The organism is Pseudomonas extremaustralis (assembly GCF_900102035.1).
In the GTDB taxonomy this organism is placed as follows: Bacteria; Pseudomonadota; Gammaproteobacteria; order Pseudomonadales; family Pseudomonadaceae; genus Aquipseudomonas; species Aquipseudomonas extremaustralis.
On sequence record NZ_LT629689.1, the window covers coordinates 1,338,292 to 1,362,596 of the forward strand.

Consider the following 24,305-nt stretch of genomic DNA (forward strand, 5'->3'; position numbering starts at 1 on the left):
ATCAATACACATCGCGCAGATAACGCTTCTGCTCGCTCAACTGGCGCCAATATTCCATGGCGCCGTCCACGCCAAGCCCGCCATGGCTTTGCGCGACTTGCCGGAGTGCCTGGTCGACGTCCTTGGCCATATGGCTGGCATCGCCGCAGATGTATACCTTGGCGCCGTCCTGCAGCCAGCGCCACAGCTCGGCGCCCTGTTCGCGGATGCGGTCCTGCACATACACCTTCTGCGCCTGGTCGCGGGAAAACGCCAGGCTCAGGTGGGTGAGCAGGCCGTCGCGCTGCATGCCTTGCAGTTCGTCCTGGTAATAGAAGTCGCTGGCGGCGTGTTGCTCGCCAAAGAACAGCCAGTTGCGCCCTGCATGCCCCAGGGCCCGGCGCTCTTGCAGAAACGCGCGGAACGGCGCCACGCCGGTGCCGGGGCCGATCATGATCATCGGCAGCGTGCCGTCGGCGGGCGTGCGAAAGTGCTTGGATGGCTGCACGAACACCGGTACTTCGCCTTCGCCGGCGCGGTCGGCGAGGAAAGTCGACGACACGCCCTTGCGCTTGCCATAGCGCACGGCAGCCACGGTGAGGTGGACTTCGTGCGGGCAGGCCTTGGCGCTGGAAGCGATGGAGTACAGGCGCGGTTGCAGGCGCTTGAGGGTGCCGAGCAGGTCGTCCGCCGAACACTCGATGGGGTAGGCCTGAAGGATGTCGGCCAGTTGCCGGCCCCACAGCCAGTCCTGGAGTTCGGCTTTGCGTTCGGGCTCAAGCAACTGCTTGAGCCCCGGATTGGTGCTGCGCTCGGCGATAAACCCCAGGGTGTCGCTGCTGGGACGGGCGATTTCGAAATGCTGGGTCAATGCCTGTTGCAGTGGCATGTCGCCGAAGGTGTCGATGTTCACCGGGGTATTGGCACCCAAGCGCAGCAGGTCGAGCAATTCATCGACCAGTTCCGGGCAGTTGCGCGGTCGCACGCCGAGGGCATCGCCGGCCTCGTAGCTGAGCCCCGATTCGGCCAGGTCGAGGGCGAACTGGCGGGTTTCCTTGTGCTGGCTTTGCGGGTTCAGGTGCCGATTGAGCAGCAGGCGTGACCCATGCAGCTTGGTTTTGCCGGCAGGTGTGGCGGGCGACGCGGGTGTCATGGGTTTTGCCGGATTGAGGCTGTGCAGGAACTGCGTCAACCAGGCATCGGCGCGTGCTTCGAATTCGGTGTCGCAGTCGACGCGCTCCAGCAGGCGAGTGGCCCCCAGTTCCAGCAGGCGTTGGTCGAGTCGCTGGCCGTGCCGGCAGAACTGGGCGTAGTTTGGATCGCCCAGGGCCAGGACGGCAAAGCGCAGCGAGTCCAGGCGCATCTCGGCGCTGCTGAGGCTGTGCCAGAAACCCTCGCCGTTGTCCGGTGGGTCGCCGTCGCCGAAGGTGCTGCTGATTAACGCCAGGTTTTGCGTGTGGGCCAGTTGGCTGGCGGGGAAGTCCGCCATGGCGCTCAGTTGCACCGCCATGCCCGCTTCGCGCAGGCGCTGGGCAAAACGCTCGGCCAGGGCTTCGGCGTTGCCGGTTTGCGAGGCCCATAACAGGGTGACGGTCGGCGCGGGCGGGGCGCTGGTCGCCGGGCTGTTGAACAAGCCACCGAGCAGACCGTCCAGCCATAACCGTGCGTCCTGGGTCAGCGGCGCATTCGCCGGCATGGTCGGGACACCGATGGCCTGACGCGCGGCGTTCGCTTGCAGGCCATTGAGGAACCCGGCGAGGTAGGTGCGTTCGCTGTCGCTCAGGGGCGGCGGCGAGAGGTGGCGGATGCCGACGAGGTCGGCGAAGGCGTTGAGGCGCGACAAGCTGAGGTCCTCTGCTAAGGGGGCAGTGTCGTTGGCCGCAGGGGCGGGCACGTCGAGGAACTGATGGTCGATCAACTCGACGCGGGTCAGTTCCACGGCGCAGAACTTGAATTCGGGCTGCAGTGAAATCGGGTCGACCGCGTCATGGGTCACGGCGTTGATTGCCAGGTGTTGGCCAAACACATCGTTCCAGTGAAACGGCGCAAAGCAGTGGCCGGGCTGTACCCGGTCGGTGACCACGGCGGGCAGCACCGCATGGCCGCGCTGCGAGCGGATCTGCACCGCGTCTTTGTCCTTGATGCCCAGGCTGGCGGCGTCTGCGGGGTGCAGTTCGACGAACGGGCCGGGGTTGAGTTTGTTCAGGGTGGCGACCTTGCCGGTCTTGGTCAGGGTGTGCCACTGGTGCTGCACGCGGCCGGTATTCAATACGAAGGGAAACGCCGCGTCGGGCATCTCCGCCGGCGGCATATGGGGGCGGAGCAGGAATTGGCCTTTGCCGCTTTCGGTGGGGAAGGTGAGTGTGTCGCCCTGGCGGTAGCGGATCGGGTTGCGGTCCGCCGCGTCCGGGGAGGCGCAGGGCCATTGCAGCGGTTGTTCGCGCAGGCGCGGGTGGCTGGCGCCGCGCAGGTCGTAGCCGGTCTGGGGGTTCCAGGCGCGCTTGAGCTCCTCGAACACCTCGGCGGCGCTCGTATAACTGAAGGCCTCGGCATAGCCCATGGCGCAGGCGACCCTGGCGATGATCTGCCAGTCGGGCAAGCTCTCGCCGGGCGGTTCGACAGCTTTTTGCATCAGGGTCAGGTTGCGTTCGGAGTTGATCATCACGCCTTCGGCCTCGGCCCACAGCGCGCCGGGCAGCAGGATGTCGGCGTAGCGGTTGGTCTCGGTGTCGAGGAAGGCGTCCTGGGTGATCACCAGTTCGGCGGCTTGCAGGGCGTCGATGACCGTGCGGCGATTAGGCACGCTGGCCACCGGGTTGGTGCAGATGATCCAACAGGCTTTGATCTGCCCGGCGGCCATCTGCTCGAACATCGCCACGGTGCCGCCGCCGGCCTGGCGCGGCAGGCTGTCGCCGGGGATTTGCCAGAGGTCTTCGATAAACGCGCGGTCGCCCTCCACCAGCAGCGAACGTTGCCCCGGCAGGCCCGGGCCCATGTAGCCCATTTCGCGCCCGCCCATGGCGTTGGGCTGGCCGGTGAGGGAAAACGGCCCGCTGCCGGGCCGGCAGATGGCGCCGGTGGCCAGGTGCAGGTTGCACAGCGCGTTGGTATTCCAGGTGCCGTGGGTGCTCTGGTTGAGGCCCATGGTCCAGCAACTCATCCAGTCGGCGGCGTGGCCGATCCAGTCGGCGGCCTGGCGGATATCCGCTTCGGCCAGGCCCGTAAGCTCGGCGACGCGCTGGGGCGGGTAGTCCTCGAGAAAGCCCGGCATGGCGTCCCAGCCCTGGGTAAAGGCGGCAATGAACGCTGGGTCGGTATGGCTGTTGTTCACCAGCAGGTGCAGCAGGCCGTTGAGCAGGGCCAGGTCGGTGCCCGGCAAAATCTGCAGGAACAGGTCGGCCTTGTCGGCCGTAGCGCTGCGTCGGGGATCGACCACGATCAGCTTCGCCCCGGCCTTGACCCGATCCATCATGCGCAGGAACAGGATCGGGTGACAGTCGGCCATGTTCGCGCCGATCACGAAGAACAGGTCGGCGCGGTCGAAGTCCTCATAGGACCCCGGCGGCCCGTCGGCACCCAGGGACAGCTTGTAGCCGCTGCCGGCGCTGGCCATGCACAGGCGCGAGTTGGATTCGATGTGGGGCGTGCGCACAAAGCCCTTGGCCAGTTTGTTGACCAGGTACTGGGCCTCCAGCGACATCTGCCCGGAGACATAAAAGGCCACGGCATCGGGGCCGTCGCGGTCGAGGATATGGCGCAGGCGGCCGGCGGTCTCACCGATTGCCTGGTCCATGGCGATGCGCACCGGGTCGTGGTCGCGCTTCTCGCGCACATAGGCATTTTCCATGCGCCCGGACTCGGCGATGGCTTGCCCGCAGGTGCTGCCCTTGGTGCACAGCCTGCCGACGTTGGTGGGGTGGGCCTGGTCGCCGATCACCTTGACCACTTTGTTGTCCTCCACCTGCATGACGATGCCGCAGCCCACGCCACAATAGGGACACACACTGCGTACGCTTTGGTTTGCCATTCCTAACCCTCGAGACTTTTTTACCCGCCAACAAAAAAGCGCCCTGCAACCCTCCGTTGGAAACGGGGATTGCACGGCGCCTTTGTCGTGAATGGGCAATCAGCGTTGACTGCTCTTGCGGTGTTCCTAGCAAGTCACGCGCCAGCTTTTCCACGGCCGAGCTTGCTCGCGAAAATCGCCAACGATAATGCGGTCTTCCTGGGGCTATGGGGCGACTTTGGGGTTTTCGCGAACGAGCTCGCTCCTACAGGTGATATGCGCGTTTATGAGGCGGGGTGCACCAGTTGGAGGCGTGGTGGGCGCGGTTCTATCGGTCTGAAGCCGCTGCCGTGGGCCTGACGGCGGGTTGGCACAGAGCCTGCAAGCTCACCTGCAACCCACCTCGGTCAACGACGATCGACAGGCCATAAAGGTCATGGGCAATAGCGGTGGATCCGGCGAAGTCGCCCGATCCGACCCCGCATAAGAACAGGCAAAGACGCCTGGAACCGCAAGGTTTCAGGCGTTTTTTTTTGCTTTTTTCAACCGTGATGAGCTGTGTCGGGTGCTTGATATGAATTCCACTATCGCCAGTAGCAAACACAACAAAACCCTGATCGTCGTCGGCAATGGCATGGTCGGCCACCATTGCGTGGAGCAACTGATCGCGCGTGGCGCGCTGGATCACTACCAGTTGCATGTGTTCAGCGAGGAGCCGATGCGCGCCTATGACCGTGTGCATCTGTCCGAGTATTTCACCGGCCGCGATGCCGAATCGCTGGCGCTGTCCGATGCGGCGCTGTACCACACGCCGGGCGTCACCTTGCACCTGGGGGTGCCGGTGCTGGAGATCGACCGCGAGCGTCGCGAGGTGATCACCGCCCAAGGCTGCGTCGCGTATGACACGTTGGTGCTGGCCACCGGTTCGTACCCGTTCGTACCGCCCATCGACGGCGCCGAAGGCGATTCGCGGCTGGTCTACCGCACTTTGCAAGACCTCGACGCGATCCGCGCCGCAGCGGCCAATGCGCGGCGCGGTGTGGTGGTCGGCGGTGGCCTGCTGGGCCTGGAAGCTGCCAATGCCCTGAAAAGTCTGGGTCTGGAAGCCCACGTGGTGGAATTCGCGCCGCGCCTGATGCCGGTGCAACTGGATGACTTCGGCGGCATGGCGCTCAAGGCGCAGATCGAACGCCTCGGCGTCGGCGTCCACTTGTCCCGCGCCACGCAGTCGATCAGCGCGGGCGAGCAGTACCGCTACCGCATGAATTTCGCCAACGACGAATTCCTCGAAACCGACCTGATCGTGTTCTCCGCCGGGATCCGCGCCCAGGACACTCTGGCCCGCCAGGCCGGCCTGGAGATCGGCCCGCGCGGCGGCGTGGTGATCAACGACGAATGCCTGAGCGTCGATCCGCACATCTACGCGATCGGCGAGTGTGCGTCCTGGAACGGCAGCCTGTTCGGCCTGGTCGCACCGGGCTACCAGATGGCCCGCGGGGTCGCTGCGCTGTTGTGCGAGCAGGCCGCCGAACCCTTTATCGGCGCCGACATGTCCACCAAGCTCAAACTGCTGGGCGTGGACGTCGGTTCCATCGGCGATGCCCATGCCCACACGCCGGGCGCGCGCAGCTACCAGTTCATCGACGAGGCCACGGCCAGCTATCGCCGCCTGGTGGTGGACGCCAGCGGCAAGCATGTGATCGGCGCGGTGCTGGTGGGCGACAACAGCTACTACGACACCTTGCTGCAATACATGCAGAACCGCATCGCGCTGCCGCCGGAACCGGCCAGTTTGATCCTGCCGTCGTCCAGCGGCGCGCCGACCCTTGGCCCCGGCGCCTTGCCCGAATCGGCCACCGTCTGCTCGTGTCACAACGTGACCAAGGGCGCGATCTGCTCGGCCATCGACGGCGGTTGCAGCGACCTCGGCGGGCTCAAGACCCAGACCAAGGCCTGCACCGGTTGCGGCGGCTGCGCCGGCTTGCTCAAGCAGGTGTTCGAGCATGAGCTGGTGGCCCGTGGCGTCAGTGTCGACAAGAGCCTGTGCGAACACTTCGCCTACACCCGTCAGGAGCTGTACGCGCTGGTTCGTGTGGAAGGGCTCAGCACCTTCGAAGAACTGTTGGCCAAACATGGCCGTGGCCACATCGGTTGCGACGTGTGCAAGCCGGCGGTGGGCTCGATCCTGGCTTCGTGCTGGAACCAGCCGATCATGGACGCGTCCCTGGTGCCCTTGCAGGACACCAACGACACCTTCATGGCCAACATGCAGAAAAACGGCACCTACTCGGTGGTGCCGCGTATTCCCGGCGGCGAGATCACCGCGGACAAACTCATCGTGATCGGCGAGGTGGCGAAGAAATACGAGCTCTACACCAAGATCACCGGCGGCCAGCGCATCGACCTGTTTGGCGCGCAACTGCACGAGCTGCCGGACATCTGGGCCGAGCTGATCGCGGCCGGTTTCGAGACCGGGCATGCCTATGGCAAATCCACGCGCACGGTGAAGTCCTGCGTGGGCAGCACCTGGTGCCGCTACGGCGTGCAGGACAGCGTGAAAATGGCGCTGCTGATCGAAGACCGCTACAAAGGCCTGCGCTCGCCGCACAAGCTCAAGTTCGCGGTGTCCGGCTGCACCCGCGAGTGCGCCGAAGCCCAGAGCAAGGACGTCGGCGTGATCGCCACCGAGAAGGGCTGGAACCTCTACATCGCCGGCAACGGTGGCATGCGCCCGCGTCATGCGGAACTGTTCGCCACCGACCTGGATGACGCCACGCTGATCCGGTACATCGACCGCTTCCTGATGTTCTACATCCGCACCGCCGACAAGCTGCAACGCACCTCGGTGTGGCGCGAAAGCCTGGAAGGCGGCCTGGATTTCCTCAAGGCCGTGATCCTGCACGACAGCCTGGGCCTGGGCGCCGAGCTTGAAGCGCAGATGCAACTGATCGTCGATCGCTACGAATGCGAATGGGCCAACGCCCTCAAGGACCCGGAAAAACTCAAGCGCTTCCGCACCTTCGTCAACGACAAACGCCCCGACCCGGACATCCATTTTGTCCAGGAACGCGGCCAGCGCCGGCCGATCATGGCCGCCGAACTCAACCTGATTGCCGTCACCGAGGAGATTGCCTGATGCGCCAGTCCAACACTCAACGAAACCTTGCCCTCTGGAAACGCGTGTGCGACGAGCACGACCTGGTGCGCAACTCTGGCGTGGTGGTGTGGGCCGACGGCGCGCAAGTGGCGCTGTTCTACCTGCCCGGCGCAGAGGAGCAGACGCTGTACGCCATCGACAATCACGACCCGGAATCCGGCGCGAATGTGATCGGGCGTGGACTGGTCGCCAGCATCAAGGGCGAGTTGGTGGTGGCGGCGCCGATCTACAAGCAGCATTACCGCCTGCGGGATGGCCAATGCCTGGAAGCACCGCATCAACACTTGCGTGTGTGGCCGGTGCGGTTGAACGGCGGGGTGGTGGAGTTGGCAATGGACTGAATGTAGCGGGCTTGCCCGCGAAAATCGCCAACGATAACGCGCTCTTCCTGGGTAAATGCGCTGTGTTTGGGGGCTTCGCGAGCAAGCCCCCTACCACAAAGCCCATGAATGCGGGGAGGGGATTACTGTTCCTGGCTGCAATTGCGCGGGGTGATGCCTTTTTCCTTGGCGTATTGCGCGGCGGAAGCTTCGATGATCGGGCGCAGCAGGGCGCGGTCGGCTTGGACCCAATCGCTGATCAGGTTCCAGTGTTGGCCGTCCCATTGCTGGAAGCGTACGGCGCCGCCGCCTTCGTGGTCGGCGCAGGACAGTTTCAGCGGTTGCACCAGGCCCTTGGCGCCCAGTGCCTGCAAGCGCGCATCGTCCAGGTTCAAGTGTTCGAAGCCCCAGCGCACTTGCTCACCGGTCAAGGGCTTGTTGCCATATTTTTCCTGGGCCAGACGCACGGCTTCGACATTGAGAATGCCGTTCACCACCCCGAGGTTGTAGTACACCGTCCCGAAGCGCTTCGGATCGGCCAGGTTGCCTTTACCAGCGTCCACCACGCTTTGCTTGATGCCTTGCAGCACCGGGAAGTCGGTGCCGGACGGGTGCGTGGTAATCGAGATAAAGCCTTTGGCGGCGGCGCCGGCCGGTACCACGTCTTCTTCCGAGTTGCTCCAGATATTGCCGATGATGTGATCGGCCGGGTAACCGACTTTCTGCGCGGATTTAAGCGCCACCGGGTTCATCACACCCCAGCCGCGCAGGATCACCCAGTCTGGCTTGAGGCGGCGGATATTCAGCCACTGGGACTGTTGCTCGTTGCCCGGATGCGGCACTTCAAGCAGGGTCAGCTCGAAACCGGCGTTTTTCGCCAGGGTTTCCAGCACGCCGTTGGTTTCCTTGCCATAGGGCGAGCCGTGGTAGAGCACTGCGATTTTCTTGCCCTTGAGCTTGTCGGCGCCGCCTTCGCGTTGGCCGATGTAGTTGATGATCGCCGAGACTTCCGAATACGGGTTCAGTTGCAGCGGGAACACGTAGGGGAACACGCTGCCGTCGGTGGAGTCGGTGCGGCCGTGGTTGATGGTGATCAGCGGCAGCTTGTCGGCGGTGGAGCGATCCAGTGTGGCGTAGGCGATGCCCACCGACAGCGGGTTGGTGGCGGCGGCCGGCGCACCGTTGAGGCCACCTTTGAGGCGCTCATAGCACTCGACGCCTTTTTCCACCACGTACTCGGTTTCGCACTCGCTCCAGGTCAGCTTGACGCCGTTCACCCCGCCCTTTGCGTTGATGTATTGCAGGTAGTCGATAAAACCACCGAAGAACCCCGTGCCGCCGGCGGCGTAAGGGCCGACCCGGTAGCTCTGCAATGGGAAGTATTGTTCGTTGGCGGCCTGGACGCTCGCCGTGAGCCCGGCGGTGATCAAGGCCAGGCCCAGTGCCAGGCGGCGCAGCGATGTACGGTGTTTCATAGAGGCGTTTCCTCGGGAAAAGCTGGGGTTGGGTTGTTGTGGGGTGAGAAAAAAACCGAGTCAGTAGCGCAGCGGCCAGACCCTGGCCCGTTGGCGAAAGCGCTGCCACAGCCGCGCCAGGCCTTGGGGTTCTTTGATCAGGAAGGCGATGATCAGCGCACCGAACAGCATCTTCTGGATGTTTTCCAGCTGGCCGGCGTCCATCAAGCCTGCGGGCAGCAGGGCGAAGAGATGGGCCAGCAGGATCGGGAACAGCACGATGAATGCGGCCCCCAGAAAGTTGCCGAGCACGCTGCCCAGGCCGCCGATGATGATGATGAACAGCACCTGGAACGAGCGGCTCAAGTCAAAGCCGTGGGGTTCCACCGTGCCCAGGTAGGCGAACGCCCACAGCGAGCCGGCGACGCCCAGGTAGAAGCCGCTGATCGCAAAGGCCAGCAACTTGGTCTTCAACAGACGAATACCGATCACGGCGGCGGCGGTGTCCATGTCGCGCACGGCCATCCAGTTGCGCCCCAGTTCGCTGCGCACCAGGTTCTTGCCCAGCCAGAACAGCGCGGCCACCACGGCCAGGGTCAACACGTAACGGCCGCGCGGCGAGCTGAAATCCAGCCCGGCAATCAGCAACGGCGGCGAGGTGATCACGCCGGACGCGTTGTCGTTGGTAAACCAGCTGAAGCGCGTGAGCACCCACTCCACCACGAACTGCGCGGCCAGGGTCGAGACCAGCAGGTAAAAGCCCTTGATGCGCAGGCTCGGCAAGCCGAACAGCACCGCCACCAGGGCGGCGATCACCCCGCCCAGGGCGAAGCTCACCAGCAGCGGCAATCCGGGGACGCGCAATTGCAGGTTGTAGGCGGCAAACGCGCCCACCGCCATGAACGCCGCCGAACCCAATGACAATTGCCCGGCATAGCCGGTCAACAGGTTGAGCCCCAGCCCCGCCAGGGACAGCACCAGCAGCGGCACCAGAATCGCGCTGAACCAATAGTCATTGCCCAGCCATGGCACCGCGAAAAATGCGAAGCCCAGCAGCAACCACAACGCGACGCGGTCCTGGCGCAGACGGAAGGTGCGGCGCTCGGCCGCGTAGGAGGTACTGATTTGACCGACTTCTTGATACAGCATGCAGGCATTTCCTCAAGGACAATCAGACCCGTTCGATGGCGCGCTCGCCGAACAACCCGGCAGGCCGCACCAGCAGGAACAGCAAGGCCAGGACGTAGGGCACCCAGTTTTCTATGCCGCTGCCGATGAGCGGGCCGAGGTAGATCTCGGCGACTTTCTCACTGGCGCCGATGATCAACCCGCCGACAATCGCGCCGCCGATGGAAGAAAAGCCACCGATGATCAGCACCGGCAGGGCCTTGAGCACCACCAGCGACAGCGAGAACTGCACGCCCAGGCGCGCGCCCCAGAGCAACCCGGCCACCAGGCCGACAAACCCCGCCACGGCCCAGACCAGCGCCCAGATGCGCGGCAGGCGGATACCGATGGAAATGGAGGCCAGGGGATCGTCGGCCACGGCGCGCAACGACAGGCCCACACGTGTTTTGTTGAATAGCAACGACAGGGCGATCACCAGCACGGCGGCGGTGCCGGCGGCGAACACGTCGAATTGCGAGAGCAGCATGCCGCGGATTTCCAGCGGTTCGTCGGCGATGCCCAGGTCCAGCCCATGCACCTGCGCGCCCCAGAGAAACTGCGCGAACCCTTCGACCAAGTAAGACAGCCCCAGGGTGGCCATGAACAGGATGATCGGCGGGCGATTGACCAGGGGCCGCAGCACCACTTTTTCGATCAGCAACGCCAGCACCACCATGCTCGCCAGGGTGGCCAGGAACGCCCAGAAGAACGGCACATTGCGTTCCAGCAGGCTGACGAACGTCAGCGCGGCGAACAGCACCATGGCGCCCTGGGCAAAGTTGAACACCCCCGAGGCCTTGTAGATCAGCACAAAGCCGATCGCCACCAGGGAATACATCACGCCCGCCAGCAGCCCGCCGATCAGCACTTCAAAGAAAAATTCCATGCTCAGGTCCCCAGGTAGGCAGCGATGACATCGGGGTTGGCGCGCACCTGTTCCGGGGTGCCGTCGCCGATCTTGCGACCGTAGTCGAGCACCACCACGTGGTCGCACAGCCCCATGACCACGCCGATGTCGTGTTCGATCAACACCACCGTGGTGCCGAATTCGCGGTTGATGTCGCGGATGAATTGGCTCATCTGCGCTTTCTCCTGGGCGTTCATGCCGGCCATGGGTTCGTCGAGCAACAGCAGGGTGGGTTCGGCCGCCAGGGCGCGGGCCAGCTCGACCCGTTTTTGCAGGCCGTAGGGCAGGGTGCCGACCAGCACATGGCGCCAGGGATGGATCTGCAAAAAGGTGATCACCTTTTCCGCGTGCAGGCGGTGCGCGTCGTCTTCACGGGGCGCCCGGCCCACGCGCAGCATCTGTTCGAGCCAACTGCTGCGGCGCTTGAGGTTGCGGCCGGTGAGTACGTTGTCGAGCACGCTCATGCCCTTGAACAGCGCGATGTTTTGAAAGGTCCGTGCGATCCCGCCTTCGGCCGCTTGATGGGCGCGCATGCGCCGCCGGGTCTGGCCGGCGTAGCGGATGCTGCCGCTCTGGGGGTGGTAGACGCCGTTGATCACATTCAGCAGCGAGCTTTTGCCGGCGCCGTTGGGGCCGATCAGCCCGCAGATATCGCCAGCCTTGACGTCAAAGCTGATGGAGGTGATGGCCTTGATGCCCTTGAACGACAGGGAGATGTCATCGAGCCGCAGTAATACCGATTCAGTGGGTGCGTGCATGGAGGGCTCGTCGGGCGGATTGAGACAACAGATGGTCGCTGGTCGTGTGGTGCTGCGGTTCTTGCCAGGCGCGCGGACGAATGCCCAGCGCGCCGAAGAACGCCGCGCTTTCCGGGGTCAGCGGCGGTCCCACCAGCAACGGCACGCGCAGGCGGCTCATGCCCAGCACATCACGCAACGGGCGCCGCACCAGCCAGTGCCCGAGCCAGCGGCGCACGGCCCAGCGGCTCGGTTGCAGGGCCCAGTGGTACAGGCGATGGCTGAAGGTGCCCGGCATCGGCAGGCGTTCACGCACCCACAGTTCCAGGCGCCCATAGGATTCACGGGTGCCCAGTACCAGGGTAGGGCCGAGTTCCCGGCGGTCGGTATCGCGGGTGGCGAGGGCCTCGGGGAAATTCAGGCGAAAGCCGGCGTGCAGCCAGGGTGCGAGCAGGTAGCGTGCCTGTCCGCTGGCGGCGAACACCCGCGCGGCCAGGGCCTCCTCATCGGCGCTCAAGTGTTCGCGCTCGACCAGCGCACGGGCGCCGGCGAGCAACTGATCGTGGTTCAAGCGCAGGGGCGTGTCGGCATAAAAGACGAACGCGGTGCGGCCCCATTGCGTGGCGCAGGCCGGTGGCGGTGTGGTCGCGATCAAGTCGGCATAGGCGATCAAGCCGTCGTCCAGGTGCTGATTCAGGCCACGCCCGTCGAGGTACAGCACCACCTGGCGCTCATCGAGTTGTTGCAACGCATCCAGGTCTTGCGCCAACACAAAGCGCGGCCGCAGCTCGGCCAGCAACGCGCGGTTATCACGCTCGGGGTCCAGCAGCGTGACGCTGCCACCCAACCACTGCGCGGCCAGCGCCAGCAACAACGCTTCGTGGCGCGCCTGGCTGATGATCAGCACATTATCGTCAGGGCCAAAGTTGCGTTGGTGCAGGGCTGCGGCCAGCTGGGCGACCTCATCGGCCAGCTCGCTCCAGCTGCGCGTGTGCCAGATGCCCAGGCGTTTATAGCGCAAGGCAATCGCCGCGCCTCGGGTTCGGGCTTGAAGCAACAGTGCCTGGGGCAGTGTTTGCGGCATGGGGGCCTCCTTCGGGGTTGATGCGAAGGGGATTGCACACGCCGTGCCAGGGGGATAAGTGCTTTTAATTCAATGAGATAGTTGGATTTTTTTCGGGGTGGGTCTGTGTGGATTCAGCACAAGCTGTCCAACTACTGTTGTTGCAACAACAGCCGATAGAGGGTGTGCCTGACCTGTACGAGCGCGTCCGTCCCGATTGCCACTGACGGAGTCATTGCGCAGCCCTGTTGAGTGATGTCATTATGCGATCGCTTGCCTATTAAGTGGCTGTTCCTCAGCATCATCCGCGAGCTTATCTCCCTATTTTCACTTATTTTTTTCGCCGACGATCACCCGCTCGGGCGTTTGCCGGTGGGTACCTGTACTCGACGCTTTGACAAGAGATTGCCGTGTTATCGATCAGCGAATTCAAGCAATACCGGATTTTCTGGGTATGGCAGCAAGTCACTCCGGACGTGCGCCAGGCCCTGATCAGTTTTTGGCAGGACAACGCGGCGATCAAGGACGCGTTCGAGGCTTGGCGGCGCACCTTCGAGGTGGCCTGTGTGGCCTTGAACCCCAGCGGACAGATCATTGGCGTGAGTTCGGTGTACAGCGCCCTCGGGGCGGGGGCGCCTTACTGGTTCTATCGCACCTTTATCCGTAAGGACTGCCGCGACGTGGGCCTCGCGCAGCGCCTGTTCACCGGTACTCGGCAACAATTGGCCCTGGCCTATACCGATGAGCCCCAGGCCCCGGTCGGCATGATGGTGGTTCTCGAAAACCCGAAACTGGAACGCCCGTCGGGTACCCGTATCAACCAGCGCGGGGGCCTTTCATTCCTCGGCTGCAACGAGCATGGCCAGAGCGTCTGGCACCTGTTGTTCCAGTCATCGGCTCGCCAGGAGGCCCCATGATGGCCGAACGAACCCTGCACTTTATCTCCGGGTTGCCACGTTCCGGTTCGACGTTGCTGTCGGCCTTGTTGCGGCAGAACCCGCGTTTTCACGCGCACATGAGCAGCCCCTTGGCCGGACTGGTCACCAACCTGATCAATGGCATGGGCGGCAGCAATGAATATTCGTTGTTCATCTCCGACCCGCAGCGCCAGCGCATCCTGCGCGGCCTGTTCGAGCAGTTCTACGGCGAAGAGTTCGCCCAGCCGGTGGTCTTCGACAGCAACCGCGCCTGGTGCGCGCAGATGCCCCTGCTGCACAGTCTGTTTCCCCAGAGCAAGGTGATCGCCTGTGTGCGTGACGTGCCCTGGATCATCGACAGCGTTGAGCGGCTGGTGCAGAGCAACATGTTGTTGCCTTCGGCGCTGTTCAACTTCCAGGCCGGCGGCACGGTGTATAGCCGCGCCGATATGCTGGCGAATGCCGAAGGCATGCTCGGCTACCCCTACAACGCGCTCAAACAGGCTTTTTATGGCGCCCATGCCAGCCGTTTGTTGCTGGTGCGTTACGAAACCCTGGCCAGCGATCCGCAGGCGGTGCTGGACGGCATTTACGCGTTTATCGACGAGCCGGCCTTCAGCCACGACCTGCACAACATCCAGTTCGACGCCCAAGAATTCGACAAGCGCGCCGGCACCCCTGGCCTGCACGATGTCAGGCCCAGCGTGCAGGCGCTGCCTCGGCCGACGCTGTTGCCTCCAGATGTATTTGCCCGTTTTACCAACGATGCCTTCTGGCAACACCCACAAAACAATACGCAAGGGGTTCGAATTCTATGAACGGCCCGGATGCGACTCGAAGTACAGCACTGGAGCGGTCTAGATGAACAAAGACATTTATCGGTTGGTATGGAACACCAGCCTGGGGGCGTTGCAGGTGGTTTCCGAGGCCGCGAAGTCGAAAAGCTGCGGTGGTTCGGGAACGCGCAGTCTTGGCGGGCAGTGCAAGGCCATGGTCTGGCCCCTGGCATTGCTGTCGTTGAGCATGGCGAGTTCCGCGTGGGCAATTCCCCGGATTACCGTCACCACGGGCGCCGACGCCGGCGCCGGGTCGTTGCGCGAAGGCTTGAGTTCGTTTGGTACGGTGCTGATCGACCCCAGTGTCAGCAGCATTGTCCTGAGTTCGAATGTGGCGGCGGCCAACGGGCTGACCTCGTTGACCGCCGCCGCACCGTTGACCATTGCGGGCGCGAGCCTGGCTGGCAGCGGCGGCTCGCTGAGCTTGAACGGCTCTAACGCCGGCACGCTAACAACGGCAATTTCGGGCGTGTTTACCGGCACTGCTTCCAATACGGGGTCGGCGTCCAATGGTGTTACAGGCGCCGACGGTGCCTATTCCCGAACAGGTACCGCTGGCACAGGTAGCGTAGGGACTGACGGCAGTTATGTTGCCCACACGGTCAATGCTTCCAGCGCCGTCAGTGGGAGCTTCTTTGCCCTCACCAACAATGCCACGGTGACCGGCGGGGCGGGTATGTCCATAGTGGCGGCAGGAAGCGGCGGAAGAGGCGGAAGAGGCGGCAACAGCGACTATTTATATTCGGGGACGCACGGTGGCACCGGCGGCACCGGCGGCGCGGGTAGCAGCGGTGGCGTAAGCGCTGGCGGTGGCGCAGGTGTTTCGGGGAGTTTTTTTGCGCTGGTCAACAACTCCACTATTTCCGGCGGTCACGGTGCCAATGGTGTTGCCGGTGGCGCGGGCGGAGCGGGAGGCAACGGTGGCGATTGGGGAAAATATGGCGGCAACGGCGGTAACGGCGGCCTTGGCGGTAATGGCGGTACCGGCGGTGCAGGCGGTGCTGGCGTATCGGGTGCCGGTATGCAGGTGTTCAATACGGGGACGATTCAAGGCGGCAACGGCGGCTTGGCAGGCGCCGCAGGCCAGGGGGAACCGCAGGCTCGGCAGGGTATGGCTATCGCTACACAGGTTCGTCAGGCCTAGCGGGCAGCTCCGGCCTGGCAGGCACCGCCGGCGCGGGCGGAGTAGGGCTTGTGTCCACGGGCAATTCGACTATCCATAACGCCGGGACCATCGCCGGCGGCTTCGCCAATGGCGGAGCGGGTGTGCGGGCCAATGCCATCGAGCTGTCCGGGGGCGGCAACACCCTGGTCCTGGAAGCCAACTCGGTCATCCTCGGCAACGTCGTGAGCCACTCAGGCAGCGCCGATACATTGGCCTTTGGCGGCGATATCAACGCCGTAAGCAACCGCTTCGACCTCGGCCAACTGGGGACCGTGGGCAGTGCCGCGCAGTACCAAGGGTTTGACAGTTTTGAAAAAGACGGCACCAGCGCCTGGACGCTGACGGGCACCGACACCGTCAGCAGGATCTGGGCGGTGAAGGCCGGCACGCTGGTCCTGGACGACAGCGCACAGTTGGCGGGCGCGCTGGGTATCCAGAACAGCGGCACGCTCAACACGGGCACCGCGTCCATCGCCGGCGGCGTGATCAACGCCGGCAACCTGAGCATCGGCACCGTCGCGACGCCTTATGCCACGTTGTCGATTGGCGGCGATTACACCCAAGGCAGCCATGGCGCGTTGAATATCAACGCGTTCAGCACGTCGCAGTACAGCAAGCTTGCGATCACGGGCAATGCGTTCCTGGCAGGAGCTCTCAACGTCGATGTGAAGTCCGGCAACACCCTGGGCATCGGTAATCAACTGCAAAATGTGCTCACGACGACTGGCCATATCAACGGCACCTTCGACAGCGTGAGCGACAATAGCCTGCTGTTCAATTTCACCCCGACCTACACCACCAACAGCGTCAGCCTGAATGTGGTCGCCGATGGTACTGGTGGCGGCAACAGCGGCGGCGGGGGCAATACGGTGCTGGGCAGCGTCCAGGCCCTTGGCAACTCGCCGGCTCGCGGCGCCGCGCAGGTGCTGGACGGTATTGTCGCCAGCAACCCCGGTGGGCGCCTGGCCGGTTATTTCATCCCGTTGAGCACCGAGGCTGAAGTCTCCAATGCCGCGACGCAGACCTTGCCGATACTGGCGGGCGGCTCCACTGAATCGGCGCGTACCGCGTTGAGTGGCATCAACGGCGTGATCCAGGGACGCAGCGAGGCGGTTCGCGGGTTGTCGTCGGGCGATGCGGCGTTCACCGACCAGCATCTGTGGATCAAACCGTTCGGCAGCTGGGCCGACCAGGAAAGCCGTGGCGGTCTCGCCGGGTTCAACTCGACGGTGGGCGGTCTGGCGTTCGGCCTGGATGCCAGCCTCAACGACCGCTGGCTGCTCGGCACGGCGTTCATCTACGCCAATGTGGACACGCGCAGCAGTGGCGACACCGCGCGCCAACAGTTGAAGACCAATGTGTATCAGTTGGTCGGCTACGGCACGTACCACCTGGACGACACCACCGACCTGAACTTCCAGATCGACGGCGGCCAGAACCATAACGAAGGCTCACGGGATATCGACTTTGCCGGGTTGCAGGCCAAGTCCAACTACGATTCCTGGACGGCCCACGCTGGCGCATCCCTGGACCGAACCTTCCACTTGAGTACGGCCACGCGCTTCACGCCGTCGCTGCGTGCCGACTACACCTGGATCAAAGACGAGGCTTACCGCGAAAAAGGCGCGCAAGACTTGGACCTGAGCGCCAAGAGCCGCTCCACCGACCAGTTCATCCTGGGCGTCGACGGCAAGCTCAGCCATGACTTGACCCAACAGGTCAGTGTCAGTGGCAATCTGGGCGTGGGCTACGATTTCCTGGCCAGCCGCGACTCGATCAGCACCAGCTTCGCCGGGGCGCCGGGTGCCAGCTTCACCACCTATTCGGGCGATCCGCAACGGTGGTTGGTGCGCGGCGGTACGGGGCTGAACTATCAGGTCAACGGCCAGTTGCAATTGGGTGTGCGCTATGACGTGGAGAAACGCACTGACTACCTCAATCAGACCGCTTCAGCCGAAGCGCGCTGGGCGTTCTAGCCTGGTGTTGCGCGCACGCGGCCTGCTGACGGGGCTGTTCAGCCTGTTGCTGGCCGGGTGCGCGGCTGCGCCGAATCAGCTCGAACTCACCCGACAGGCGCAGACGGTTGCGCAGGCCGGCGGGCTGGTCATGGCGCAGGTGCCGACCGAGCGTTTTGTCCTCACCGGTTTTTACCGGATCACCCGCCCGGACCTGCCATTGACGGTGTATATCGAAGGCGACGGCTTTGCCTGGCGCACGCGCAGCCAGCCCTCGTCGAACCCTACCCCGATCAATGCGCAAGGGCTCAAACTCGCCGCAGCGGACCCGGCACCGAATGTGCTGTACCTCGCTCGGCCCTGCCAATTCACGCCCATGGCCGTCAACCCGCGCTGCGAGGTCAGTTATTGGACCGGCAAGCGTTTCGCCGAAGACGTCGTCGTGACGATGAACCAGGCTATCAATCAGTACACCGCCCGCGTACCTGGGCAGCCGATTCATCTGGTCGGCTACTCGGGCGGTGCCACTATCGCCGCGCTGCTCGCCGCCAGGCGCGGGGATGTCATCAGCCTGCGCACGGTGGCGGGTAATCTGGATGTGGACGAGGTCAATCGCCTGCACCGGGTAACGCCTATGCCGGGCTCACTCAACGCCATCGACATCGCCCCGCGATTGATCGACCTGCCGCAAATCCACTACACCGGCAGTGACGATTCGGTCGTGCCCCCGGTGATTGCCCAGCGCTTCGCCGCTGCGACCGGCGGGCACTGTACGCAGGTGCGCGTCGTGCCGACGATGCGGCATGACAGTGACTGGGCGCGGGCGTGGCCGGCGCTATCGAATGAACCGCCACGCTGTATGAAGAGAGCCGACGATGAACGATGAATCCATGCTGCCCGGCTCCCCGCGTTTTGGTCACGAGGGCGCCGTGATCTGGCTCACCGGGCTGTCGGCCTCGCTGCAACCGCAGTTACGGCTTGAAACCGCGAGGGAATCCCTGGAGGCGAGCGTGGCAACGCTGCTGGGCTATGTGCTGGAAAAAATACCGCGACCGCTCAAGGCCGATTAAGCGCAATCACGTCGGGTCGCCCGTTGAACGGGCGACCTTTCGCGGTGCGAATCAGCGATTGAAGCGTTCGACCAGCGCATATTGGGTGGCAGCGGTGTTGGTCAGCTCTTTGCTCAGGTCGTTGGATTGATGGGCCTGTAGCGAGGTCTGGTCGGCCAGTTCAGCGATGGTGGTGATGTTGCGGCTGATCTCCTCGGCAACCGCGCTTTGTTCTTCGGTGGCGGCGGCGATCTGGGTGGTCATTTCGGTGATGTGCGAAACGGCTTCGCTGATGCCCACCAGGGCCTGGTCGGCTTCCAGTACCCAGGCCACGCCTTCCTGGGCCTGGCGCTGGCCGTGTTCCATGCTTTGCACGGCATTGTTGGAGGACGCCTGCAACTGGGTGATCAGCCCATGGATCTGCATGGTGGACTGGGAGGTGCGCTGAGCCAGCTGGCGCACTTCATCGGCCACCACCGCAAAGCCCCGGCCCATATCCCCGGCGCGTGCGGCTTCAATCGCGGCGTTGAGCGCCAACAGGTTGGTTTGATCGGCGATGCCTTTGATCACATCGACCACGCTGCCGATCTCGTCGCTGTCCCTGGCCAATTGCGCCACGGTGGCGCCGGTCTCGCCGACCATGGCGGACAGGCGTTCGATGGCTTGACGGGTATCGCGCGCCACCTCACGGCCACGCCCGGTCAGCACATTGGCTTGCTGGGTGGCATCGGCGGTGCGTTGCACGTGACTGGCGACTTCCTGGGTGGTCGCGGCCATCTGGTTGACTGCGGCGGAGACCTGTTCGGTTTCCGTGCGCTGACGATCCAGGCCTTTGGAGCTGGCGTGGGCCAGTTGATCGGATTGCCCGGCCAGGGCGCTGAGTTGTTCGGCGCTGTCCTGCAGGCGCGTAAGGCAGGTCTTCAGGCGCGCGGTCTGGCTGAGGAACGCGGTTTCCAAACGTCCTTGGGGGCCGCTTGCGTCACTGTACATTTGTGCGATCAAGGCATCCGAGGTCGAAGGCTCGACCCCCGCCAGCAGGCGTAAAGTGCTGCCTTGACGCCAGCGCGAGCACAGCAAGCCCACCGGCACCGCGACCGCCACGGCGACCGCAATGGCCACCGGTGCGCTGAGGAACAGGCCAGCCACGCTGCCCGCCACGCCGGTCACCATGTAGGGCACGCAGCCCAGGGTTGCCGGTAGCCAGGCATTGCGGCGCGGCACGCCGGCCTTGCCCTGGCTGATGCGCTGGTACAACGCCTGGGCGCGGCGGATTTCATCGGCGGTGGGCTTGACCCGGACCGACTCGAAACCCACCACTTGGTTGCCGTCGAATATCGGCGTGACGTAGGCGTTGACCCAATAGTGATCACCGTTCTTGGAGCGGTTCTTGACGATGCCCATCCAGGGCTGGCCTTGTTTGAGTGCACTCCACATGTGCGCAAATATGGCGGGAGGTACATCGGGGTGACGCACAATGTTCTGGGGGGCGCCGATCAGATCGGCGCGGTTGAAACCGCTGATATCAACAAATGCGTCATTACAGTAAGTAATGACACCGCGTACATCGGTGGCGGAGATGAGTTTTTGCTGCGGCGCGAGGGATATCTCACGCTGTGTGACAGGCTGATTGTTGCGCATTCCGACTACTCCCTGGTTGCACTCATACCATCGGCGCCGACAGGCAAAAGGTTAATGCACATTTGGCATTTAGCCAGCCGCCGGTCAAAAGCCTGAAATTTCCCGATGAAACACCTCATAATGGCCGCCATTTTCGTTTAGCCCGTTATTCTGGTGTGCCCCCATGGAAATCAAGGTCAACTTTCTCGACAACCTCCGACTTGAAGCCAAGTTCGACGACTTCACGGTGATTGCCGACCAACCCATCCGCTATAAAGGCGATGGTTCGGCACCGGGGCCGTTCGATTACTTCCTGGCGTCGTCGGCCTTGTGCGCGGCGTACTTCGTGAAGTTGTACTGCGAAACACGCAACATCCCCACGGACAATATCCGCCTGTCGCAGAACAACATCGTCGACCCGGAAAACCGCTACAACCAGATCTTCAAGATCCAGGTGGAGTTGCCGGCGGACATCAGCGACAAAGACCGCCAGGGCATTTTGCGTTCCATCGAACGTTGCACCGTGAAAAAAGTGGTGCAGGCCGGGCCCCAGTTCGTCATCGAAGAAGTGGAAAACCTTGACGCCGATGCCCAGGCGTTGCTGATGCCCAACTCGACGTCGGAGGCGGGCACTTATATCGTCGGCAAGGACCTGCCGCTGGAGCAGACCATCGCCAATATGTCCGGCATCCTTGCCGGCCTTGGCATGAAGATCGAGATCGCCTCGTGGCGCAATATCGTGCCCAACGTCTGGTCGCTGCACATTCGCGACGCGCACTCGCCGATGTGCTTCACCAACGGCAAGGGCGCGACCAAGGAAGGCGCGTTGGCGTCGGCGCTGGGCGAGTTCATCGAGCGTCTCAACTGCAACTTCTTCTATAACGATCAATTCTGGGGTGAAACCCTGGCCAATGCGCCGTTCGTGCATTACCCGGACGAGCGCTGGTTCCAGCCCGGCGGCAACGACGAACTGCCGGCGGAAATCCTCGACGCCTACTGCCTGAAGATCTACAACCGCGACGGCGAGCTGCGTGGCTCGCATTTGTACGACACCAACTCCGGCAACGAAGCGCGCGGCATCGTGTCGTTGCCGTTCGTGCGTCAGTCGGACGGCGAGGTGGTGTACTTCCCGTCCAACCTGATCGAAAACCTCTACCTCAGCAACGGCATGAGCGCTGGCAACACCTTGGCCGAAGCCCAGGTGCAGTGCCTGTCGGAGATTTTCGAGCGGGCGGTGAAGCGCGAAATCATCGAAGGCGAATTCGCCCTGCCGGATGTGCCGGCAGAGGTGTTGGCCAAATACCCCAAGATCCTGGCCGGCATTCAAGGCCTGGAAGCCCAGGGCTTCCCGGTGCTGGTCAAGGACGCGTCCCTGGGCGGTGAGTTCCCGGTGATGTGCGTGACCCTGATGAACCCGCGTACCGGCGGCGTGTTCGCCTCGTTCGGCGCGCACCCGAGCCTGGAAGTGGCGCTGGAACGCAGCCTCACCGAACTGCTGCAAGGTCGTAGTTTCGAGGGCCTTAACGACTTGCCACCGCCGACCTTCGAGGGCCAAGCGGTCACCGAGCCGAACAACTTCGTCGAGCACTTCATCGATTCCAGCGGCGTGGTCTCGTGGCGCTTCTTCAGTGCCCAGTCGGACTATGAATTTGTCGAGTGGGACTTCTCCGGCCAGGGCGAAAACTCCAACGCCGAAGAGGCCGCGACGCTGTTCGGCATTCTGGAAAACATGGGCAAAGAGTCCTACATGGCGGTGTACGAGCACCTCGGCGCCACCGCTTGCCGCATCCTGGTGCCGGATTATTCGGAAATCTACCCGGTGGACGACCTGATCTGGGACAACACCAACAAGGCGCTGTTTTTCCGCGAGGACATTCTCAACCTGCACCGCCTGGACGATGAGGAGTTGCAGGCGTTGGTCGAGCGCCTGATCGAAAGCGAGCTGGACGACTACACCGATATCACCACCCTGATCGGCATCGAGTTCGACGACAACACCGCCTGGGGCCAACTGACCATCCTGGAGTTGAAGCTGCTGATCTTCCTCGCCTTGCGGCAGTTTGAAGAGGCCAAGGAGTGCGTGGAGATGTTCTTGCAGTACAACGACAACACCGCCGAGCGCGGCCTGTTTTACCAGGCGATGAACGCGGTGCTGGAAATGGAACTGGACGACGACTTGGAACTGGCGGATTACGAAGCCAACTTCCGCCGCATGTTTGGCAATGAACGCATGGATGCGGTGATCGGCTCAGTCAACGGCAGTGTGCGGTTCCACGGGTTGACGCCGACCAGCATGAAGCTGGAAGGGTTGGATCGGCATTTGCGCTTGATTGAGAGCTATAAGAAGCTGCATGGCGCGCGGGCTGCGGTCTCTATCCGTTAACGCTGGCACGCTGGGGTGAGCCTCCGTGCTCACCGCCTATCCCGCCTCAGATCACATGGGCCCGCTGCAACTCCGTCAGGGACAACGCCTTGAGCCGGGCCAGCAGCGGGTCGCGCCGGTCCCGTGGGTGGGGCAGGTCCACCGCCAATTCCTGGCGAATGCTGCTCGGTCGGTTGTCCATCACCAGCACCCGATCACTCAGGTACAGCGCTTCGTCCACATCATGGGTCACCAGCAACAGGGCGATGGCATGGTGTTCGGCCAGTTGCAGCAGCAGGTCCTGCAGTTTCATGCGGGTAAATGCATCCACCGCGCTGAACGGTTCATCCAGCAGCAACACCTGGGGGCGTGAATACAGGCCGCGGGCAATCGCGACCCGCTGGGCCATGCCACCGGATAGTGCCTTGGGCAAGGCCTGGGCAAACCCCTTGAGACCGACTTCCTCGATCAATTGCGTGACCCAGGCCTTGTCGTAGTGGTCGTCATCGCTCAAGCCGATGTTCTGCTCCACCGTGAGCCAGGGCATCAGGCGCGGTTCCTGGAACACAAACGCCACTTCGCCTTCGGGGCTGCGCAGTTCGCCCTGGAAGTCGGTTTCCAGGCCGGCGACGATGCGCAGCAACGTGCTCTTGCCGCAGCCGCTGGGCCCCAGCAGGCTCACGGCTTCGCGCGGTTGCAGCGCCAGGCTGACGTTTTTCAATACGGTGGTGCTGGCGAAGCTTTTACGCTGCACCCGGATTTCCAATAACGGCTGCGTGCTCATTGTTCCGCCCCTTGACCATTGAAGGTGTCGCGCCAGGCCAGGCAGCGTTTTTCCAGCGCGGCGAGCAGGCCATCGCTGACCTTGCCGAGTAACGCCAGCACGATGATTGCCGCCAGTACGATGTCCGGCCGTGAGGTTTCGCGCCCATCGCTGAGCAAGTAACCCAAGCCTTTGGTGGCTGCGATCAGCTCGGCCGCCACGAGGAACATCCACGCTAGGCTCAAGCCGCTGCGCAACCCGGTGAACAGGCCGGGCAGGGCGGCGGGCAACAGGATGCGGCGCACCAGGCGCCGCCGGCTGAAGCCATACATCTGCCCGACTTCCACCAGCTTGCGGTCGATGTCGCGAATCGCCGCCACACCGTTGACGTACACCGGGAAGAACGCGCCGATAGCGATCAGCACGATTTTCGAGGTTTCGTCGATGCCCAGCCACAGCAGCAACAACGGTACCCAAGCCAGGCTCGGGATTGAACGCAGCCCGGCGAAGGTCGGCTCCAGATAGGCTTCGGCGTCGCGGCTCAAACCGACCCAGGCGGCAAACACCAGGGCCAGGCTGGCGCCGATGGCAAAGCCCAGCAGCACCCGTGCGAGGCTGGCGCCGAGGTGTTTCCACAACGCGCCTTCAGCCAGATCGGTGAGCGTCACCGCGATCTCGCTCGGCGCCGGCATCTGGTAGGACGGCAGCCAGCCGATCCGCACTACCGCTTCGAGGATCAACAGGATCAGCACCGGCAGGGCCAGGCCTTTGAGCCGTCTGGGCCAGGCGCTGCGCCGGTTCACCACCGCTGCCGGAAGGGGCATTGCTTGGCTTTTGCTGGTCATCGCGAG

General features: G+C 63.5%; 18 protein-coding genes and 1 pseudogene. 9 read left to right on the top strand and 10 right to left on the bottom strand.

Going from position 1 to position 24,305, the window contains the following annotated elements; genetic code table 11:
- Window position 1: 1 nt before the first annotated feature.
- Window positions 2-4,006, bottom strand: a complete 4,005-nt coding sequence (locus tag BLR63_RS06505) for a bifunctional nitrate reductase/sulfite reductase flavoprotein subunit alpha (RefSeq protein WP_010565484.1) — start codon at window positions 4,004-4,006, stop codon at window positions 2-4.
- A 553-nt stretch (window positions 4,007-4,559) separates the two neighbouring features.
- On the opposite strand from BLR63_RS06505, the gene nirB reads away from it, so the two are divergent.
- Both nirB and nirD read left to right on the top strand, forming a co-directional pair.
- Window positions 4,560-7,121 (top strand): nitrite reductase large subunit NirB, encoded by a 2,562-nt coding sequence (nirB, locus tag BLR63_RS06515; RefSeq protein ID WP_010565483.1) that lies wholly within the window; start codon window positions 4,560-4,562, stop codon window positions 7,119-7,121.
- Window positions 7,121-7,483: a nitrite reductase small subunit NirD gene (nirD, locus tag BLR63_RS06520; RefSeq protein WP_010565482.1), complete on the top strand. Its 363-nt coding sequence runs from the start codon at window positions 7,121-7,123 to the stop codon at window positions 7,481-7,483. Before nirB ends, nirD begins: the two co-directional genes overlap by 1 nt.
- Before the next feature lie 122 nt (window positions 7,484-7,605).
- Here nirD and BLR63_RS06525 read toward each other — a convergent pair whose 3' ends face one another.
- Genes BLR63_RS06525 through BLR63_RS06545 form a run of 5 tightly spaced genes read right to left on the bottom strand, consistent with a single transcriptional unit; the run spans window position 7,606 to window position 12,811 of the window.
- A complete protein-coding gene (locus BLR63_RS06525; protein ID WP_010565481.1) occupies window positions 7,606-8,937 on the bottom strand; it encodes an ABC transporter substrate-binding protein in 1,332 nt (443 codons plus the stop codon).
- Between the two features lie 60 nt (window positions 8,938-8,997).
- Entirely contained in the window at window positions 8,998-10,065 is a 1,068-nt protein-coding gene (locus tag BLR63_RS06530) for a branched-chain amino acid ABC transporter permease (protein WP_010565480.1), read from the bottom strand.
- A 22-nt stretch (window positions 10,066-10,087) separates the two neighbouring features.
- Window positions 10,088-10,969 (bottom strand): branched-chain amino acid ABC transporter permease, encoded by an 882-nt coding sequence (locus tag BLR63_RS06535; protein WP_010565479.1) that lies wholly within the window; start codon window positions 10,967-10,969, stop codon window positions 10,088-10,090.
- 2 nt (window positions 10,970-10,971) lie between these two features.
- Complete coding sequence (locus tag BLR63_RS06540) at window positions 10,972-11,748, bottom strand: ABC transporter ATP-binding protein (protein WP_010565478.1); 777 nt, start codon at window positions 11,746-11,748, stop codon at window positions 10,972-10,974.
- A complete protein-coding gene (locus BLR63_RS06545; RefSeq protein ID WP_010565477.1) occupies window positions 11,732-12,811 on the bottom strand; it encodes an AMP-binding protein in 1,080 nt (359 codons plus the stop codon). The genes BLR63_RS06540 and BLR63_RS06545 overlap by 17 nt, the downstream gene beginning before the upstream one ends.
- A gap of 389 nt (window positions 12,812-13,200) precedes the next feature.
- Here BLR63_RS06545 and BLR63_RS06550 point away from each other — a divergent pair, with 389 nt between their 5' ends.
- From BLR63_RS06550 to BLR63_RS06575, 6 genes are read left to right on the top strand one after another with little or no spacing between them, the layout of a single operon-like run.
- On the top strand, window positions 13,201-13,707 hold the full coding sequence (locus BLR63_RS06550; RefSeq protein ID WP_010565476.1) for a hypothetical protein: 507 nt from the start codon (window positions 13,201-13,203) through the stop codon (window positions 13,705-13,707).
- Window positions 13,704-14,525, top strand: a complete 822-nt coding sequence (locus tag BLR63_RS06555; protein ID WP_197676788.1) for a sulfotransferase family protein — start codon at window positions 13,704-13,706, stop codon at window positions 14,523-14,525. The genes BLR63_RS06550 and BLR63_RS06555 overlap by 4 nt, the downstream gene beginning before the upstream one ends.
- A 43-nt stretch (window positions 14,526-14,568) precedes the next feature.
- Entirely contained in the window at window positions 14,569-15,687 is a 1,119-nt protein-coding gene (locus tag BLR63_RS32100; RefSeq protein ID WP_083365935.1) for an ESPR domain-containing protein, read from the top strand.
- A 50-nt stretch (window positions 15,688-15,737) separates the two neighbouring features.
- The gene (locus tag BLR63_RS06565) at window positions 15,738-17,684 is read left to right on the top strand and encodes an autotransporter family protein (RefSeq protein WP_010565472.1); all 1,947 of its coding nucleotides are present in this window, start codon (window positions 15,738-15,740) and stop codon (window positions 17,682-17,684) included.
- A gap of 4 nt (window positions 17,685-17,688) precedes the next feature.
- The gene (locus BLR63_RS06570; RefSeq protein ID WP_010565471.1) at window positions 17,689-18,549 is read left to right on the top strand and encodes an alpha/beta hydrolase; all 861 of its coding nucleotides are present in this window, start codon (window positions 17,689-17,691) and stop codon (window positions 18,547-18,549) included.
- Window positions 18,539-18,733 (top strand): hypothetical protein, encoded by a 195-nt coding sequence (locus BLR63_RS06575; RefSeq protein ID WP_010565470.1) that lies wholly within the window; start codon window positions 18,539-18,541, stop codon window positions 18,731-18,733. The genes BLR63_RS06570 and BLR63_RS06575 overlap by 11 nt, the downstream gene beginning before the upstream one ends.
- A gap of 51 nt (window positions 18,734-18,784) precedes the next feature.
- Here the strand turns inward: BLR63_RS06575 and BLR63_RS06580 are convergent, their stop codons facing one another.
- Together BLR63_RS06580 and BLR63_RS32545 are read right to left on the bottom strand one after the other, a co-directional pair.
- Window positions 18,785-19,882 carry a methyl-accepting chemotaxis protein gene (locus tag BLR63_RS06580; RefSeq protein WP_420893342.1) on the bottom strand — a complete coding sequence of 366 codons (1,098 nt, stop codon included), beginning with the start codon at window positions 19,880-19,882 and terminating at the stop codon, window positions 18,785-18,787.
- A gap of 201 nt (window positions 19,883-20,083) precedes the next feature.
- A pseudogene (locus BLR63_RS32545) lies at window positions 20,084-20,350 on the bottom strand (PAS domain-containing protein); the annotation flags it as partial.
- 163 nt (window positions 20,351-20,513) lie between these two features.
- On the opposite strand from BLR63_RS32545, the gene BLR63_RS06585 reads away from it, so the two are divergent.
- The gene (locus tag BLR63_RS06585) at window positions 20,514-22,712 is read left to right on the top strand and encodes an OsmC domain/YcaO domain-containing protein (protein WP_010565468.1); all 2,199 of its coding nucleotides are present in this window, start codon (window positions 20,514-20,516) and stop codon (window positions 22,710-22,712) included.
- A 46-nt stretch (window positions 22,713-22,758) separates the two neighbouring features.
- On the opposite strand, the gene BLR63_RS06590 is transcribed toward BLR63_RS06585, so the two are convergent.
- Both BLR63_RS06590 and BLR63_RS06595 read right to left on the bottom strand, forming a co-directional pair.
- Window positions 22,759-23,475, bottom strand: a complete 717-nt coding sequence (locus tag BLR63_RS06590) for an ABC transporter ATP-binding protein (RefSeq protein ID WP_010565467.1) — start codon at window positions 23,473-23,475, stop codon at window positions 22,759-22,761.
- Window positions 23,472-24,299, bottom strand: coding sequence for an ABC transporter permease (locus tag BLR63_RS06595; RefSeq protein WP_010565466.1), 828 nt, complete (start codon window positions 24,297-24,299; stop codon window positions 23,472-23,474). The genes BLR63_RS06590 and BLR63_RS06595 overlap by 4 nt, the downstream gene beginning before the upstream one ends.
- Window positions 24,300-24,305: the final 6 nt, after the last annotated feature.

What these genes read in the sequence shown, in the direction of transcription:
- BLR63_RS06525 (WP_010565481.1), bottom strand. Translation starts at nt 8,937, where the DNA reads ATGAAACACCGTACATCGCTGCGCCGCCTGGCACTGGGCCTGGCCTTG.
- BLR63_RS06585 (WP_010565468.1), top strand. Translation starts at nt 20,514, where the DNA reads ATGGAAATCAAGGTCAACTTTCTCGACAACCTCCGACTTGAAGCCAAG.
- BLR63_RS32100 (WP_083365935.1), top strand. Translation starts at nt 14,569, where the DNA reads ATGAACAAAGACATTTATCGGTTGGTATGGAACACCAGCCTGGGGGCG.
- nirB (WP_010565483.1), top strand. Translation starts at nt 4,560, where the DNA reads ATGAATTCCACTATCGCCAGTAGCAAACACAACAAAACCCTGATCGTC.
- BLR63_RS06535 (WP_010565479.1), bottom strand. Translation starts at nt 10,969, where the DNA reads ATGGAATTTTTCTTTGAAGTGCTGATCGGCGGGCTGCTGGCGGGCGTG.
- BLR63_RS06580 (WP_420893342.1), bottom strand. Translation starts at nt 19,882, where the DNA reads ATGGTGACCGGCGTGGCGGGCAGCGTGGCTGGCCTGTTCCTCAGCGCA.
- BLR63_RS06540 (WP_010565478.1), bottom strand. Translation starts at nt 11,748, where the DNA reads ATGCACGCACCCACTGAATCGGTATTACTGCGGCTCGATGACATCTCC.
- BLR63_RS06530 (WP_010565480.1), bottom strand. Translation starts at nt 10,065, where the DNA reads ATGCTGTATCAAGAAGTCGGTCAAATCAGTACCTCCTACGCGGCCGAG.
- BLR63_RS06555 (WP_197676788.1), top strand. Translation starts at nt 13,704, where the DNA reads ATGATGGCCGAACGAACCCTGCACTTTATCTCCGGGTTGCCACGTTCC.
- BLR63_RS06590 (WP_010565467.1), bottom strand. Translation starts at nt 23,475, where the DNA reads ATGAGCACGCAGCCGTTATTGGAAATCCGGGTGCAGCGTAAAAGCTTC.
- BLR63_RS06575 (WP_010565470.1), top strand. Translation starts at nt 18,539, where the DNA reads ATGAACGATGAATCCATGCTGCCCGGCTCCCCGCGTTTTGGTCACGAG.
- BLR63_RS06545 (WP_010565477.1), bottom strand. Translation starts at nt 12,811, where the DNA reads ATGCCGCAAACACTGCCCCAGGCACTGTTGCTTCAAGCCCGAACCCGA.
- BLR63_RS06505 (WP_010565484.1), bottom strand. Translation starts at nt 4,006, where the DNA reads ATGGCAAACCAAAGCGTACGCAGTGTGTGTCCCTATTGTGGCGTGGGC.
- nirD (WP_010565482.1), top strand. Translation starts at nt 7,121, where the DNA reads ATGCGCCAGTCCAACACTCAACGAAACCTTGCCCTCTGGAAACGCGTG.
- BLR63_RS06595 (WP_010565466.1), bottom strand. Translation starts at nt 24,299, where the DNA reads ATGACCAGCAAAAGCCAAGCAATGCCCCTTCCGGCAGCGGTGGTGAAC.